General features: G+C 45.5%; 14 protein-coding genes. 5 read left to right on the top strand and 9 right to left on the bottom strand.

Annotated elements, in window-relative coordinates; genetic code table 11:
* Window positions 1-20: 20 nt before the first annotated feature.
* Complete coding sequence (locus MD536_RS08080) at window positions 21-1,064, top strand: sialidase family protein (protein ID WP_239597571.1); 1,044 nt, start codon at window positions 21-23, stop codon at window positions 1,062-1,064.
* Window positions 1,065-1,124: 60 nt separating this feature from the next.
* Here the strand turns inward: MD536_RS08080 and MD536_RS08085 are convergent, their stop codons facing one another.
* The 5 genes from MD536_RS08085 to MD536_RS08105 form a co-directional block, all read right to left on the bottom strand.
* A complete protein-coding gene (locus tag MD536_RS08085; RefSeq protein ID WP_239597574.1) occupies window positions 1,125-4,103 on the bottom strand; it encodes a DUF8696 domain-containing protein in 2,979 nt (992 codons plus the stop codon).
* A gap of 170 nt (window positions 4,104-4,273) precedes the next feature.
* Entirely contained in the window at window positions 4,274-4,861 is a 588-nt protein-coding gene (locus MD536_RS08090) for a T9SS type A sorting domain-containing protein (RefSeq protein WP_239597577.1), read from the bottom strand.
* A 94-nt stretch (window positions 4,862-4,955) separates the two neighbouring features.
* Entirely contained in the window at window positions 4,956-6,200 is a 1,245-nt protein-coding gene (locus tag MD536_RS08095; RefSeq protein ID WP_239597581.1) for a ComEC/Rec2 family competence protein, read from the bottom strand.
* A 64-nt stretch (window positions 6,201-6,264) separates the two neighbouring features.
* Entirely contained in the window at window positions 6,265-7,341 is a 1,077-nt protein-coding gene (locus tag MD536_RS08100; RefSeq protein ID WP_239597582.1) for a Gfo/Idh/MocA family protein, read from the bottom strand.
* Between the two features lies 1 nt (window position 7,342).
* Entirely contained in the window at window positions 7,343-9,025 is a 1,683-nt protein-coding gene (locus MD536_RS08105; RefSeq protein WP_239597585.1) for a GMC oxidoreductase, read from the bottom strand.
* A 66-nt stretch (window positions 9,026-9,091) separates the two neighbouring features.
* Between MD536_RS08105 and MD536_RS08110 the strand changes: the two genes are divergently transcribed.
* A complete protein-coding gene (locus MD536_RS08110; protein ID WP_239597588.1) occupies window positions 9,092-10,369 on the top strand; it encodes a DUF2130 domain-containing protein in 1,278 nt (425 codons plus the stop codon).
* A 25-nt stretch (window positions 10,370-10,394) separates the two neighbouring features.
* On the opposite strand, the gene MD536_RS08115 is transcribed toward MD536_RS08110, so the two are convergent.
* The 3 genes from MD536_RS08115 to MD536_RS08125 all read right to left on the bottom strand — a co-directional run bounded on the left by MD536_RS08115 (window position 10,395) and on the right by MD536_RS08125 (window position 13,407).
* A complete protein-coding gene (locus MD536_RS08115; protein WP_239597594.1) occupies window positions 10,395-10,997 on the bottom strand; it encodes a hypothetical protein in 603 nt (200 codons plus the stop codon).
* A gap of 138 nt (window positions 10,998-11,135) precedes the next feature.
* Window positions 11,136-12,707, bottom strand: a complete 1,572-nt coding sequence (locus tag MD536_RS08120) for a hypothetical protein (protein WP_239597595.1) — start codon at window positions 12,705-12,707, stop codon at window positions 11,136-11,138.
* Between the two features lie 61 nt (window positions 12,708-12,768).
* Window positions 12,769-13,407, bottom strand: coding sequence for a 4'-phosphopantetheinyl transferase family protein (locus MD536_RS08125; RefSeq protein ID WP_239597600.1), 639 nt, complete (start codon window positions 13,405-13,407; stop codon window positions 12,769-12,771).
* A 75-nt stretch (window positions 13,408-13,482) separates the two neighbouring features.
* On the opposite strand from MD536_RS08125, the gene dcd reads away from it, so the two are divergent.
* Window positions 13,483-14,019, top strand: a complete 537-nt coding sequence (gene dcd, locus MD536_RS08130; RefSeq protein WP_239597602.1) for a dCTP deaminase — start codon at window positions 13,483-13,485, stop codon at window positions 14,017-14,019.
* Window positions 14,020-14,021: 2 nt separating this feature from the next.
* On the opposite strand, the gene MD536_RS08135 is transcribed toward dcd, so the two are convergent.
* Window positions 14,022-15,119, bottom strand: a complete 1,098-nt coding sequence (locus MD536_RS08135) for a DUF3810 domain-containing protein (RefSeq protein ID WP_239597604.1) — start codon at window positions 15,117-15,119, stop codon at window positions 14,022-14,024.
* A 64-nt stretch (window positions 15,120-15,183) separates the two neighbouring features.
* Here MD536_RS08135 and MD536_RS08140 point away from each other — a divergent pair, with 64 nt between their 5' ends.
* Both MD536_RS08140 and rnhA read left to right on the top strand, forming a co-directional pair.
* A complete protein-coding gene (locus MD536_RS08140; RefSeq protein ID WP_239597608.1) occupies window positions 15,184-16,812 on the top strand; it encodes an acyl-CoA carboxylase subunit beta in 1,629 nt (542 codons plus the stop codon).
* Between the two features lie 81 nt (window positions 16,813-16,893).
* Window positions 16,894-17,358 carry a ribonuclease HI gene (rnhA, locus tag MD536_RS08145; RefSeq protein ID WP_239597610.1) on the top strand — a complete coding sequence of 155 codons (465 nt, stop codon included), beginning with the start codon at window positions 16,894-16,896 and terminating at the stop codon, window positions 17,356-17,358.
* The last annotated feature ends 51 nt before the right edge of the window (window positions 17,359-17,409 follow it).

Genomic DNA, 17,409 nt, shown 5'->3' on the forward strand with positions numbered 1-17,409 from the left:
GATGTCAAAACTATTAACCTATGCGATGGAGCCCACTGATCTGTTTTGCTATTTTATTCACCACCTGCACCAATCCGGTCCATCAAAAGTTTCCAAGCGTAACGATTCTAAAACAGGAAAACATTGTTGACAGTCCGCTTTTTGCAAGTTGCCATGCGTCCACAATTGTTGATCTTCCCGGCAGCGGCCTGATGGCCGCCTGGTTCGCAGGTCCGCATGAATCACATAAAGAAGTACTTATCTATGCTGCCATCCATCATAACGGAACCTGGAGCAAGCCCCAGCCAGTTGCTGACGGAATTATAAATGACACACTGCGTTATCCTACCTGGAATCCTGTATTGTTCCGCACGCAATCCGGTAAACTTGCGCTGTTTTATAAAGTCGGTCCCAACCCACGTGAATGGTGGGGCGAATACAAAATTTCCAATGATGAGGGCAAAACCTGGTCAGCCGCAGTCAAACTACCTGAAGGCATCCTGGGTCCAATCAAGAACAAACCCATTCAACTTACAGATGGATCTATTCTGCATCCATCGAGCACTGAAAGTCCGGACGAAAAAATTTGGCATATCCATCTGGAAAAATCAGACAGCAATTTTCAGAACTGGAGTCGCATTAACATCAATAACGATAGTTTCGGTGTAATCCAACCCAGTATCCTTACTTATCCTAACGGTGATCTGCAGTTGCTTTCCAGGAGTCGTCAGAATTACATCATCCAAACCTGGTCGAAAGACAAGGGTGCATCCTGGGGACCACTTACCAAAACCAGTCTTCCCAATCCGAATGCCGGTTCAGATGCAGTAACACTTCATAATGGCTGGCAATTACTTGTGTACAACCCGCTTCCCGCCGGTAAAGACTGGTGGAACGGCAGAAACCGGCTCAATGTCGCTGTATCAAAAGACGGTAGCAATTGGCAGGATATCCTTGAACTGGAAAATCATCCGGAAGGTGAATACAGTTATCCAGCGGTTGTTCAAGACCGTAATAATATTGTACATATCACATACACACTTGACCGAAAAAATATCCGGTACGTTTCCCTACAGGTACAATAAAAATGCCCCCTTGCCTGCACAAGAGGGCCGGGTCTCACCTTCTGGTATGTGGACCACTACTTATTTTACCAGGAAAGGAATTGACTGCAATCCGCATTTCAATGTATACATGCCTTTGGAAAGCAGAGATAAATCCAGCCTGTTTAATCCTGCTTTTCCGTCGGTCTGATAAACAGGAATACCTGCCTGGTTATACACCTGGATTAATCCTGCTGTTTCCATATGCACAGTTAACTGCCCTGCTGTTACCGGGTTTGGATAAATACTAACTACTGCATCAGCATCCAGTTTAATTGCCAGCACCTTACTGAATCGGGTCCTTCCATTCTGATCACGTTGCATGATCCGGTAATGATTGACTCCGGCAATTGGTTTTACATGTTCAAACTGATAGCGTTGTATGGTTTGCGAATTGTTATTGGATAATACAGAACCAATGGTTGTCCATGCAGTTCCGGATACACTATGCTGCACCAGGTAATCCTGCGTATTGTATTCTGCAAAGGTTTCCCAATTCAGTATAACTGATTTCTTCAATCGGCTGGCAGTAAAACTTTTCCAGTCTGCAGGTAATGAAATCATCGCATCGCCAATAGCAAAAGGTGAAAAACTTCCGGTATAACCAGAATAGGTTAAACTGTTTGTACCTGCTGTCAATCCAGTTAGTGGCTGTTTATTCCAACTATTATTTTCAAAATGATACAAGGCCGGAGTAACAAGATTAATTGCTTCATCTTCATTCCAGTAAAATGTAAAATCCAACCCATTCCCTCCATTTGCATTGGCTTTACTGATATCCCAGGTACGCTTTACTCTTGGCACATCAGATACGGATCCATCTGAACCATTAAGGTATACTTCATCCACCACACGAACAGAAATCTCATCTTCCAATCCTGTATTATTGGTAATGCGAATCGGATTATAACTACTGTTACCAACCGGGTAAACGACGCTAACTCCAGGTGCTACCCTAATCATAAGTTTACCGCTACCATTTGTAATGATATGATTTTGGGTATTGCCTCCAACCACTCCATTAATTGTCAAATTATGATTACCCAAAACAATTTTACGATTGGAACCGGCAAAATCAATGGTACCCAAAACATAATCAGTATCCAACTCCATATCATTGGCAGCGGTTGAACTGATAAGCACATCCGAACCACGCAGCGGCTTGTTGCCACAGTCCCAGTTGGTTGATTGCTGTGCCTGTCGGTTTGATCCGCCCTGCCACTTAAACCGGTTCGTACCCAATATAGTTACAGTACCTTCCGATGAATAGGCCGTACCGCAAGCACCATTTGTCAATACTGCCCGGTATTTTCGGGTAGATGACACTCCGCTATAAGTTAATGTAGAAGTAGTATTGGCCACGTCTGTCCAAATTATACCTCCATCCGTAGAATACTGCCATTTCTGGATGGTACCGGAATGCCCGGTTAACTGGAGACTTCCCGAATTCGAACTTCCGCAATGCTCCCTGTCCGAAACCGCTCCTCCCACTGGTGCTGTACCTGAACTAACGGTTATCGTGTATACTGCACTGTTAGTTGAGTTACTGCATCCATTCGCTTTTACAGTGGCTCTGAAATAATAGGTTCCGATAGAAGCCAATACATGGCTGATACTTGCTTCCGTACTCGAAATGGAAGCTACGCCACTTGAAAAATCGGAACTGGCAGAGCGTTGCCATTGCGTGATTTCACCAGTAAACCCATAGAGTGTGAGTTGGGCGGTGCCACCCGGACAAACCGTATTATTTTGAGCAACAATGTTTCCTGCTTCCAATGCTTTCACATAAATCGGAGTGGCAGCTGTTGCAAGACCTGTACAACCTGAGTTGGAGTTTACGATTGCCCTGTAATAACGGGTTTGGGAAATATTGGATACGGTCAGTGTAGTTGATGTACTTGACACGGAAGTTCCGGCTGTTAAAAAATTATCCAGGGAATATTCCCATCGAACCACAGAACCACTCAGTCCGCTTAAGGTCAATACCGTACTATTGGTTCCGGAGCAAACCGTAGTATTACCTCCTGAAATAGTGCCAGATGGGGCATTATTGATAGTTATCTTTTTGGTAAACACAACCTGGGAGTGCGACTGATCTCCAGGCATTCCACCATATTCAATAATGCTGCCAATAGACTGGCCGTTGGCATAATCATTCCACCTTCCATTACTCCCGATTATATGTCCATAATCCTCTTCACCTGGATTGGAAGTTGTAAATCCAGGCCAGTCGTTGGGCTCATTGTTATCCCAGTTGTTGTATCGGTTGTTAACCGGGGAAACGCCACCGGATTGCCAGGCATTCTGATTGGTAAACATAGTTCCGCGCTCCGGACCGGTTACCCAGTGATATTTGCCATCTGCCGCACTTTGATTCGCATATTTTGAATAACCTGCAGCAGAATTCACAGCGCTGAAATTATCCGAAGCGCCTATCCAGGCATTTACGTTTACGATACGATAGATGAAACTGTTTTCCCCCTGTGATGTAATCGTAACCAGGTAACCCTGTCTTCCAAAATAGGATTGTGTCTGCGCATAATCACGCGCACTCGTCCAGTTAGCCCCGGCAGACCGCAATTCATAAAAATGTTCGTTTAACGGATTATAGTAACGCTTTCCAACAGTGAAACTCACCCGACGACTTTCAGGATTACAAACAGCAGAAGTAGTTCTCAAAGTAACGCGTCTCAACAATTCCTGCCATACCTCAGCCGTAGCAATTCCTGTAAATTCAATGGAGCGGCTAGTAGCATTAAAACTACCCGCTGTAATACCAGATGGCAAAGAACCACTATAACTTAATGCATCACCTGATGTATAACTATCAGTGATGGACACGGTAAAATCTTTCAGGGTTCCATTTGAAATAATTTCAAGTTCGGGATCAATAACAGTTGCCACATTATTGGTAATGGATTTAACTGCCGGGTTACCGGTAACATTGACAGTACTGGCTGTTTGACTAAACATGAATTGATGTAGCAACAGCGAGAAACAAAAGAGAACGGCTCTTTTCATACGGTGGATTTCATTTAGGGTGAGGTAAAAATAGAAGGCAGATTCTCCATGTACAATAATAGAAAACACTTATAACGTGTTATTTTGACCTTTATCAAACTTATTTGTAGGTGCTTACCTGTAGCCGCTAATAAAAACCACTTAGAAAAGAGCAAAAAAAATCCGGTTCATCACCGGATAAAAAACTGTTTCACTTCATCTCCTGCCTTGATCTGGTATAAACCTGTCGGAAGATCACTGACGTATAATTTAGATTTACCGGCTTTACACTGTTTTTGCATAACCGCTTTACCATGCCTTGTAAAAATCGTTACTTCTGAATCTGTACTCATCTGAAGATTCAGGATACCATTGATAACCGGATTAGGATAAATTTTCAATGGAATGGTTTCTTCAAATTCGATTTGTACCACCCGGCTAAACTGTGCCCTGCCAGTTTCATTCACTAGCACCACACGATAATAATTAGTACCCGTAACTGGTTCGTTGTGCAGGTATTTATACGTTTTAATCGTACCACTCTGTCCACTTGCAGGCACAGAGCCGATAAGTGTCCAGGCTTGTCCGCCTACACTATGTTGAATCATAAACTCTTTGGAATTATACTCTGCAAATGTTTCCCAATTCAATGCAATCTGGTTCTTGTACTGATGGGCTGAAATTTGTTTCCAGTCATCAGGCACTTGCGCAAGGGAGACCTGCATCAGAAAAATGGCAGCGAAGGTTAGCCAGGTAAAGATCCGGGTTGGTTTAGTCATATGGGATTATTGAACAGTGTACTAAAATATACCCGGGACCAAATACCTGCAATAGTAGAAACCCCTTATTTACTTAAACCCTGCCAAATTCGAATTATTTCGACAGGCTATCGTATGGCCCAAAGACCGCTTTTACCTTTGCTTCTTCCCGCTGGTCATCCAATATGATTACATAATACTGGCTCCCCCCAGGTAACACCCGAACCAGGATATGGCCTTGCTGGCTTTTGTACGACCGATCGATCAATGGTCCAATCACATGCCGGTTAGCCTCCAGCATATTGGTGGCAAATAAATCCCTCGGACCATTGTATAAATGCTGGCTCACCATGCGCACCAGTACTTCATGCCCGGGGTGATCTGCCGACCAGCTCTGACCAATCCAGACCCTCGGCTGTAATGTCTCCACCTGAAATTCATTGACCGCATCCCGGTTTCCATGATGATCCAGGGTAGCCACATCTACCCTTCCAGTCACTTTTGCCATTGGTGTTTCAACATCTCGCCAGTGGTGATTTCCATAAAAAAGGTTCCCTGGATTGTCACCTCCGGTATAATACCGAAACCCGCCATATTCTATAAGAATGGCAAGGCTCATACTATTCTCATCCGGCCAGGTTGCCGGCAATTGTGGATGCGCGGGAGGAAAATGATCAATAGCAAGGCTGTCCTGCCCGCTCCAGATCAACCCATTAGCCTTTAGATTTCGTACTCTGAATTGCGGATAGGCCTCTCTGTTATACTGCAGGCGAACCTGGTTAACCGAACCTGCTTTTAAAGTGGCAGCCCCCATTCCGTTTTTAACGCCAAACTCGATAAAGCGCCAATAATTCTCCATGGTTCTGCGATAGGGCGTATCATTCTTACCCACCTGCTCCAGCCAGCGGTTTTTTGCAATCGGGTAATTATAATCCGGATAGCCCCTGTCCAGCAACATTTTCACCGGAATCAGACTGGCCACACCGGTTATTCCCGTGAGTCCGAATCCTCCCTTCTTATGCAAAGGAATTTCCGGATACCAGGCGCCAAAATGATCATCGTGAAAATGTGTGATCAATGCATAATCCAATACCGGCTTTGACTTAGGATGAAAACGCTGTATATACGAAGCAATCCACTCATATGGCTTTTTGCTGTCGTTTGGCACTATCACACTGTTCCTGGGTGTGAAAACCCGACCGTCGTGAATATCCATCTCTCCCGCATCCAGCAACATCGTGGTGCCATCCGGTAATACATAAAATGCGGCGCTCCCTCTGCCTGTATTAACATGATGCATATCCAGGTAACCTTCTTTCCAGGCAGGTAACTCAGCACCAGGTTGGGCAATCTGCGCCACCAAACCTTGCTTACAACACAACAAGGCTAATAACAAGCAATAAAACAACCGCATATAAGTAGTATTAAAGTTCAACGATCCTGCCCGTCCGCACCGATTCGTCACACGCAAATGCAATGCGCAAACTATTCACTGCGTCTTCCATATGATCAGTCAAATCAAGTCCTTCCTGTATCGCTTGTAAGAAATAAGCCTGCTCGCGATTGCATAATTCCTGGTGATCCGGTTCATCTTCCAGGTCCACCCATTTATCTTCTTTCGCAAAGCGGCCATCTGCGGTCAAATCTGCTGAATGTATACGGATGGATTCGGTTTTGGTATGCGAGGATACATCATCCGACTGACCTTCCGCACTGGCTTTTTTCGCCACAATTGATACGGATCCTTTGGGACCGATAACATCTTTTACAAAAAAAGCAGTCTCACTGATCATCGGGCCCCACCCTGCTTCATACCAGCCAACCGATCCATCTTCAAAACGGATTTGCAATTGACCGTAATTGTAATTGCTTTCCGGAATATCATTTGTCAAACGGGCACCTATAGCCGAAACCTGTACAGGTTTGGACCGGGTCATCTGGCACATCACATCTATATAATGAACACCGCAGTCCACAATCGGACTCAGGCTTTTCATCAGGTTGCGGTGTACCTGCCACATCAGTCCATGACTTTGCTGGTTGAGGTTCATGCGCATTACCAATGGTTTACCTAATTGCTGTGCCTGTTCAATAAAATAGATCCAGCTGGGATGATGACGTAATATGTAACCCACTACGAGTTTTTTATTCAACTCTTTGGCCTTCGTTACTACTCGCTCCGCTCCGGCCACCGTATCCGCAACCGGTTTTTCCAGGAAAACATGCGCACCTGCTTCCATTGCCAGAATAGCATATTCTTCATGGGTATCGGGATAGGTTGAGATGCAAACCGCATCGGGTTTGGTTTCAGCCAGCGCTTCTGTAAAGGAATCAAAAAGCGCATACTCCCCCCCGAGTTTTTCATTCAGGCGTTTTTTACTGTCGCCCCGCGATACAATACCTGCTATCTCAAAACCATCCAGTAACTGGTACGCTAATGCATGGGATGCTCCCATGTTACCGCAACCCACTACCAATACCCTAACTGTTTTCCGTTCCATATTACAAATTCATTTTTTTCAATTCTTCAACCGCATAATTGGCAGCTCTTGCCGTCAATGCCATAAAGGTGAGTGATGGATTCTGCGTACCGGTGGATGTCATGCAGGCTCCATCTGTTACAAACACATTTTTACAGGCATGCAGCTGATTCCATTTATTCAGCAGTGAGGTTTTTGGATCATGCCCCATTCTTACGCCTCCCATCTCGTGGATATCCAATCCCGGTGCCTGTTTGGTATCTGTTTTAGTAATCGATTTCACTCCTGCTTTTTCCAGCATTTCCTGCCCCTGTTCAAAAAAATCATTCAGGATCTTCAGATCATTCTCATCATAATCTACGTTTATGGATAGCTGTGGGATACCCCAGGCATCTACGTTATTTTTATCAAGGCTAACGCGATTGGATTCCTTTGGTATCGTTTCTCCCTGCATCATCATAAACACGCTCCACCCGCCAGGATCCGTGAGTGATTCTTTTAATGCTGCACCTATTTCTTCTCCCCCTCTACCCCAACTCGGACGATAGGCACTATAGAAAGTCATATATCCACGCTGGAAATCCATCTCCTGCTTGCGAACATTCCGGAAATTCGGCATCATCACTGCACAGGGTCTTCTGCCTTTATAATACGTATCTTCATAGCCTTCCACCCTTCCATTCAGTATGCCACGGTAATTATGAAATGCCACATGGGTTCCGAGTAATCCATTATCATTTCCCAATCCGTTAGGGAAGCGGGAGGAGATAGAATTCAGAAGGATCAGGTTCGTATTCATGGTTGCCGCATTCACAAAAATGATCTTTGCCTCAAACTCATGCTGCTCTTTGGTAATGCTGTCAATAACCAGCACACCCCTGGCTTTTTGTGATTTATCATCATACAAAATGGAATGTACTACCGAATTGGGGCGCAGTTCCAGATTACCTGTTTTGGCTGCCCAGGGAATCGTTGAAGAATTTGAACTGAAATATCCGCCAAAGGGACAACCTCGTTCACATAAACTCCGGGCCTGGCATTTACCCCTGCCCTGCTCCAGGTGAATCGGTTGTGGTTCGGTTAGGTGCGCACAACGACCAATAACCGGAAAGCGGTCGGTATAACTGGAACGTATGGCCGAAGCGATGTCTTTCTCCACGCAATTCATTTCCCAGGGTGGCAGAAATTCGCCATCCGGCAGGGTTTCCAATCCATCTTTATTTCCGCTGATACCGGCAAATCGTTCTACATGGCTGTACCAGGGAGCAATATCCTCATAGCGGATCGGCCAGTCGGTGGCAAAACCATCTCTGGCCGGCCCCTCAAAATCGAATTTGCTCCATCTCTGGGTTTGCCTGGCCCATAACAGCGATTTTCCACCAACCTGGTAGCCGCGGATCCAGTCAAATGGTTTTTCCTGTGTGTAGGGATGCTCCTTATCCTTCACGAAAAAATGTTCGGAGCTTTCACTCAGCGCATAACACCTGCTTGCGATGGGGTTTTCCTTTAAGAAATCCAGGGGTATTTTATTCCGGTGCGGAAACTCCCAGGGATGCATAGTTGCAGTAGGGTAATCCTTCAGATGCTTTACATCCCGCCCTCTTTCAAGCAGCAACACCTTTAATCCCTTTTCACAAAGTTCCTTTGCGGCCCAGCCACCACTAATGCCCGAACCTATAACAATTGCGTCGTATTTACCTGCCATGTGTTAAATATACGAACGGTCCGATTAATCAGCAGGATACAATAAATTGCCGCAAATTGGTACAGTATGCCTACTAATATCAAATGCCCGAATTGTGCGCATGAATTCCCGCTGGAAGAAGCGTTGAACGATGAACTGAAGGAAGCCATCGAAAAGGAAAAGCAGGAACTCCGGGAAAAAATGCTGGAATACCGAAAGCAGAAAGAGGAAGAACTCCGAAAAAAAGACGAAGCTTTTGAGCAGTTCCGCCGTCAGCAGGAAATGGCTTACCGCCAGCAACTCGACCTGGAATTGAAAAAGCAGAACCAGCAGTTGGAGGCCAGTATCCGACAGCAACTCCACTCCGATTACGAAAACCAGCTCATCCTGCTTAAAGATGCCAATCGCGATAATGAGGAAAAACTGAAGGCAGCCCGCCAGAAAGAGCTGGACTTCCTGCGCAAAGAGCAGGAATTGAAAACCAGGGAAGAAGAGTTGGAGATCAGCCTCCAGCGAAGGTTACAGGAAGAAAGAGGCCGGCTCTCGGAAGAACTCCGCAAAATTGAGGAACAGAAAATTGCTGCAAAAGAATCCGAATTCAATCTGCGTGTAAAGGAACTTGAAAAACAGCTGGAAGACCAGAAAAAACTGGCTGAAGAAATGAAACGCAAAGCCGAACAGGGCAGCATGCAATTGCAGGGCGAAGTCCAGGAACTGGCCCTCGAGGAAATGCTGAAGAGCAGTTTCCCTTTTGACCTGATTACTGAAGTAGGTAAAGGGGTTCGGGGAGCAGACTGCATCCAGACGGTGCGCAATCAATTCGGTCAGGAATGTGGGAAGATCATCTATGAAAGTAAAAGAACGAAAGGGTTCACCCGCGACTGGATAGAAAAACTCAAAGCTGATATGCGCAGCCAGGGAGCGGATCTCGCAATCCTGGTAACGCAGACCATGCCAGACGATATGGATCAGTTCGGAGAAAAAAACGGTATCTGGATCTGTTCTTTCACTGAGGTCAAACCCCTGGCCCAGGTATTACGCGAAAGCCTTATCAAAGTATTCAATGCCGTGCGCAGCCAGGAAAACAAAGGGGATAAGATGCATATGCTCTATGATTACCTCACGAGCAATGAATTTTCGGAACAATGGAAGGCGATCCGCGAAGGTTTTATGAGCATGAAACTCTCCATTCAGAAAGAACGGGATGCTATGGAAAAACTTTGGAAAGCCCGGGAAAAACAACTGGAAAAAGTATTGCTGAACGCAGCCCATATCCGCGGCAGTATCGAAGGAATTGCAGGCTCCGATAATATAAGCCTGCAACTCCTTGATGAGGAAGATGACCCCACCGGACTGCTTGAGTAAGCCTTCCGCCCTGGCGGAAAGAATGTTATTTTGCGTTCTTTTTAACGTAAGCACCCAATGCTTTTCCAGCATCTGCATACGCTTCGCCGATGCGCAGACCGGTATCAAAATCAAAACCGCCAAAGGTACGACCCAGTGCCTTGTCCACCTTGATTCTGGCTACTTCCTTGCTGCGGTTGGCTGTTTCAACGATGGTAACCTCCAGGTAAATATTAGCGTTACCACGGGTGATTCCAATGTTATAACCAGGTTCAGTTGAAACCGTTTTTACGATCATGGTATATTTGGCAGCAGGTGCACTTCCTGAAGCAATCCCACTTTCTCTGCCAAACAACTCATTAAACTTTGGATGAAAGCGACTCTCCCGATCTGCTACCCATGACTTGGCCCAATTATCTCCCCGGCCCGATTCTTTTTTATTGTATTCCTCCGTCTTTTTGGCTACATACTCGGCTTCTGTCTTGAATTTACCTACCGACATGCCATCGTACACAAACTCGGTATTAATCTCTTTTTCGCCGGCCAGTGCCGAAATATCTCCGGATTCCAGTTTAATCCGCTGCGCAGACGCCGTGAGGGAACTGATGGTAATAGCAATCACTAAACTTAAACTGATAAAATTTTTCATGTAGAAGGGTTTTTATGAAGTTATGCTATCTGAGCGCTTCCGATACTATTCCGTTGTATCCCTCCTCAAAAAATATTTAAGCGCCTCTAGTTACCTGACATTCAACATAACAAATTGGCGCTGACCGATAATGGAGGCTTAGGGTTGAAACCAGGCCAATCGAATACCGCGGTCTCGCCCCTCCTTTTCAAACTTCAGCGTTACAAAAACATTCCGCTTGCGGTCAAAATCATTTACCCCCATCACCGCCAGTTGGTGAAAGCGTTTTCCCCCTGTCTCCGCAAAAAGTAGCGAGCGATCCGGAACTCCTTGTTTTGCCGCTAGCTGGAATTGATACGCTTCAGTACTACCCACTTTCCGGATACCTTCCACTTTCCCCTTTTTCCAGGCTTCCACATTTTCTTCCAAATCATTGATCAGTAAATAGGATTGGGTGTTGCCATCCAGGTAAGCAAGGGTCCGGAATTGATTGCCCCTGTAAAATGGAGTAAACTCCCGTTCCCTGTTGGCAAGGTAAAAAGTTGGGACCGTTACTGCATCATGCGAATGCCACTTTGGAATATAATAGGTCCCCATTGGCGTTCCAAACAAATCATAATACACAACAGCAGCATTTCCAAGTACGGTGGTAAATGTTTTATCACCTTGAAGAATGACAATTTCTTCAAAAAGGATAGTATAACTTCCATCACGATTGATATAAACATTCTGCGGCAAGCCCCGAAATGAACTTCTTTTTCCAAATAACTCCTTATCAATGTTATCTGCATTACCAGGGTAAGCCACTCCTGATTTTTCAACCTTTCTTGAAACAGGATCAAGAATTACCAGCATTGGAATAAAACCTTTCCGATCTTCACTCATTATATTTGATAAGAGGAATATCTTTTTTGTAACGGGATTAAACTTCAACAATCCTCCGGAGAATCCCAGTTCCTTGCCTGCACTGATTTTAATCATCTCGATGTCTTTTTTATCGGAAGAAAATGACCCAAGCAGTAATTCATATTCCTTCCCTCCACTGGATTTAGTATTATAAGCATACACGAGCGTAAACACCTGGTCACTGCCCATTACCAATAAATCCACAAAATGGATGTATTTGAATTTTTGCTGTGGAGACCGGTAATAGGCCCTTCCAATCTCTTTGTGCCCAGGACCATAATGCACTATTTCCAACCGTTTGTTCCGATCCGATTCAAGTGTATTAAATCTCGCAACCGCGTAATGATCTGTTTCAGCATCAATACGTATGGTGAAATCGGGCGATGCCAACGCCCCAAATCCAATTGCAAATCCTGCCGGTCCTTGTACTCTTGGCATTTGCATTAACTCCTTGCGTTCTATCACTGCTCCATTGGCCAGATTGATTCGAAAGCGTGCCAGTGCGGTGTGCTTGTCGTGAATTTCATTTGCCATCAACACCAGCTCACCTGCATGTTCAAACAGGGTTTCAAGTTTAGTACTCCTGGGAATATCAAGATTTAGCTGTTTCGCATATTTTTCCCTGTGATCTATGCCGTACACACGTAATTCATATTTATTCTTTTCTCCCGCCAGATACGCGGTAGTTCCATCTTTTAGGAGCAGCACTTTTCCAACGCCCCCTTCCAATTCCGGAAATACGGGTCCTTCGGCTACTAAACGTAATTGAGAAAATCCACTGATAGAGAGGAAAAAAGAAAATAAAAAGAGGAGCTGTTTTTTCACAGGATAAAAATTTTCGCCAATGATAGAAACTATCTGCGAGAATTGCAACCCATGGAAAAAATCAGGTCACCAGGTAAGCCATCACCAGTGGTTCAAAAATTTTGGCTTCTAACTGCACTTCTATTGTCTGCCCCAGGTTAAACCGAAAAGGAATTTCCATCCACTGATTGGAATTGTATTTTAAGGGGCCGCTGAGCTGCATGTGCGTTTTGAAATCCAGGCCACCCAACCCATACCACTTGTACACCGCCTCTTTTGCACTCCAGATTACGGTTGTCATCTCCAACTGCAATTGATCAAACAATTCCCATTGAGCGAGGTATGCTTTTTCCTCCTCTGATAAGAACTTGGGTGATATCCGTTCAATCCGCGGCGTTACCAGCTCAATATCGATCCCCACCCGGTTCGTGCTGCTGGCAATTGCCGCCGCATAATTGCCACAATGCGAGATCGAAAAATGATATTTTTCCCCGGGCAAATAGGGTTTCCGGGTGTCGGCTACCAGGATCTCTTCCAATGGAAAATCATCAAACAAGACAGGCAATAAATACCGGCCCGCAAGGTGCTGCAGCCGCTTGTAAGGATGGGTCACATCCTGGTGGAGGGATACGCTGGAGAGAAAGAATTCTTCCGGTTCCTCAATACGCCAAATTGCGAGTCGGGTTGTTTGGTTGATATTATGTTGATAAAATAAGGCCAAGGTTGAAATTAAGACACTAACATTGCAGCGGCACTTAAACAGTCCCACGCAACAAATATAAATTAAGCCAAGCACATGATTTTGTCGGATACGCGCATACTGGAAGAAATTGAAAAAGGCACCATCAAAATTGAGCCCTATAACCGCGAATGCCTCGGAAGCAATTCCTACGATGTTCACCTGGGCAAATGGCTTGCCACCTACAAGGAACATATCCTGGATGCCAAAAAGCATAACCAGATCGAATATTTTGAAATCCCTGAGGAAGGATTCGTGTTATATCCTCATATTTTTTACCTCGGCGTAACGGAGGAATATACGGAAACCCATGCGCATGTCCCCTTCCTCGAAGGAAAATCCTCTACCGGTCGCCTTGGCATTGACATCCATGCCACAGCTGGCAAGGGCGATGTTGGTTTCTGCGGTAACTGGACCCTTGAAATTTCTGTAAAACAACCGGTTAAAGTGTACAAAGGCATGCCGATTGGGCAATTGATCTACTTCCCGGTAGAAGGACCTATTGAAGTAGCCTACAACCAGAAGAAAAATGCGAAATACAGCGGACAGCCAGACAAGCCCATCGAAAGTATGATGTGGAAGAATAAATTCTGAGTTCAGAGGCGCTCCCATCCATATTTTCTGCCATAGGCGATCACCAGTGCCACCACCTGGTTATAACTTAATAATCCGGATGGTTGCTGATTGGCTCGTAAATACTGCGCATACAGAGTTCTGACCAAAGGCTCCAGTAACCCTACATGCTCCTGGTTGAATTTTCGCAAAGTGATAATATCTTCCTTTACGCCAGCAGGCAACTGGTTCATGCGCTGCTGTGCAAGTGCTGAATCCCGTAAGTTCAAATCGCGAATAGCATATAGATAGAGATCAAAATATGCGGAATAGCGGAAAGCCGGACTTTCACTTTTACTCGCCGTCAGAAAGCCGGCCATATTGGCTTCGTTCTCCCTTGCATACCCAAGCTGGTGGCCGATTTCATGGCAGGTGGTAAAGGGCTGAACAAATACAGGAACGGTGGTATTCACCTGAGCCTCTCCGGTAAACGGATTATAATACCCCGTAAAACCCAGGTAATTTCCCAGATAACTATAAAGGGAAGGCTTAACACTTTGGCCGCCGTATTTTAAAAACAGAGCACGCGTACCCGGTTGCTGATAGGCGCTGAAAGCCCTTGTAAAAAGGGTTCTTTTGTGCCGGAGAGGCTGGCGTTCGGGAAGCGATATGGTTCGGTCGGCTTCCATCCTTTTGGATAAAACCTGCACAAGGCTATCCAGTTCAGCAGTTGTATATTGCCCCGGCCGTATACCAGCCTGCCGGGTAATACCTACCCTGTTGTAATTCAATCCCCATAACAGATTAAACAGAATATAGACCCACAACCAGACCCGCATTACTTTCACGCCTGCCCTAAGCAACCACTTAAGATCAATGCGTTTTTGCATTATAGCCCTGATAAATTTTACCAGCGCATATACCAGTCCGATAGTTGCTATCGCGTAGAGGAGGTCACCGAAACTGAGTGGCATCCATCCAAACAAAAAGCGCTGCACCCTGGAGATCACCGGGTAAACCCCGGTCGAATAATATTTTTCCACCAAATCAGGAAAAATTGACACCAGCTTAATGAATAAAGCTGTGCCTGCCAGAAGGTATAAACCTGTATACCGGTATCTTTGCCCCGTTCTTTCCTGCATGTTGTTACAACTATTCGCAATAATAGAATGTTCAATGCAAAAAGAAAATTCAAAAATGCCTGCCATGAATATCGAAAAGAACCGGAATGAAGATGCTATGAAGCTCTTGCTCAGTGATCTGAAGAAACGCCGCGAAAAAATCTTTGTCGGCGGCGGTAAAAAATCCATTGAGAAACAACACGAAAAAAATAAGTTGACCCCACGCGAGCGGATCGATTACCTGATTGATGCCGAAACGGAGTTTCTGGAAATCGGAAGTTTTGCAGGATATGGTATGTACGAAGACCAGGGTGGATGCCCCGCAGGTGGAACAGTTGCCGGTATTGGTTACGTGAGCGGCAGACAATGTGTGATTCTTGCCAACGATCAGACAGTTAAAGCCGGAGCCTGGTTTCCTATTACCGGGAAAAAAAATCTGCGGATGCAGGAAATCGCCATGGAAAATCACCTGCCTGTCATCTATCTGGTAGATAGTGCCGGTGTTTTCCTGCCCATGCAGGATGAAATATTCCCTGATAAGGAACATTTTGGCCGGATCTTCCGCAACAATGCCCGCATGAGTGCAATGGGTATCACGCAGATCGCAGCAGTTATGGGACCCTGTGTAGCAGGAGGTGCTTACCTGCCAATCATGAGCGATGAAACCCTGATGGTGGCAGGGAACGGTTCTATATTTCTGGCCGGCCCTTACCTGGTAAAGGCAGCCATCGGTGAAGATATCGATGCTGAAACGCTGGGTGGCGCTGAAACGCACAATGCGCTTTCCGGAATTGCGGATTATAAATTTCCGACAGAAAAAGAGTGCCTGGATCATATCAAAAAAATCATGAGTAAACTGGCGAAACCGCAGCAGGCCGGCTTTAATCGAACCCAACCCAAAGCACCCAAAAAAGCAACCGAAGAACTCTATAGCTTGTTGGCAGAAAACAACAGCAAGCCTTATGACATGCGGGAACTCATCACAGCCCTGGTAGATGATTCCGAATTTGAAGAATTTAAAGCCGAATACGGGAAAACCATTCTCTGCGGTTATGCGCGCATTGAGGGTTGGGCAGTTGGTATTGTAGCGAACCAGCGCCTGATCGTGAAAAGCAAAAGAGGTGAAATGCAGATGGGAGGTGTAATCTACAATGACAGTGCTGATAAAGCGGCTCGCTTTATAATGAATTGCAACCAGAAAAAAATTCCGCTGGTTTTCCTGCAGGATGTAACCGGCTTTATGGTGGGCAGCCGAAGTGAGCATGCGGGCATCATTAAAGACGGTGCCAAACTAGTTAATGCAGTGGCCAATTCCGTAGTACCTAAAATCACGATCATTGTTGGTAATTCATATGGTGCAGGTAATTATGCCATGTGCGGTAAAGCCTATGATCCCCGTTTCATTTATGCCTGGCCAACCGCAAAGATTGCAGTGATGGGCGGCGACCAGGCGGCGAAAACCCTGATGCAGATCCAGGTTGCTTCCATGAAAGCCAAGGGTGAAGAAATTACACCTGAGCAGGAACAACAGGTATTACAATCCATCAAACAGAAATACGACGAACAAACTACCCCTTATTATGCAGCCTCCCGGTTATGGGTAGACGAAATCATTGATCCTTTGCAGACCCGTCGGGTAATCGCAAACGGTATTGAAGCCGCTAATCATAATCCGGAAATGCCCGTGTTTAAAACAGGAGTAATACAGACGTGAGACGTTAGACGTGAGACGAAAAAAACATTTCACGTCTCACGTCTCACGTTTCACTTTTCACCTTTCACCTTTCACTTCCTCATGTCCGAACTCATCATCTATACAGACGGTGCCAGCCGGGGAAATCCCGGTCCGGGTGGCTATGGTACCATACTTAAATGGGGCACCAGGGAAAAAGAATTGTCCAACGGCTATCGCAAAACCACCAATAATCGGATGGAATTAATGGCAGTTATCGCAGGGCTTGAAGCACTTACTAAAACCGGTTTAAAAATCACGATCTACAGCGACAGCCAATACGTTGTGAAAGCCGTTGAAGAGGGTTGGCTAAAAAACTGGATCGCGACCAACTTCAAAGGGGGTAAAAAAAACCGGGATCTCTGGACCAAATATCACGAACTCGCGAAGCAGCACCATATCCGGTTCAAATGGGTAAAAGGACATGCCGATAATCCATTTAACAACCGATGTGACGTACTGGCCACTACCGCAGCAGATGGGAAACACCTGCTGATCGACTCCGTCTACGAAGCAGAGAATCCCTAAAATATCAAACTACGATCTCCTGTTTTCAGATGCTGGAAATATTGGATATTT

It is taken from the genome of Flavihumibacter cheonanensis (genome assembly GCF_022352215.1).
GTDB classification, from domain to species: domain Bacteria; phylum Bacteroidota; class Bacteroidia; order Chitinophagales; family Chitinophagaceae; genus Flavihumibacter; species Flavihumibacter cheonanensis.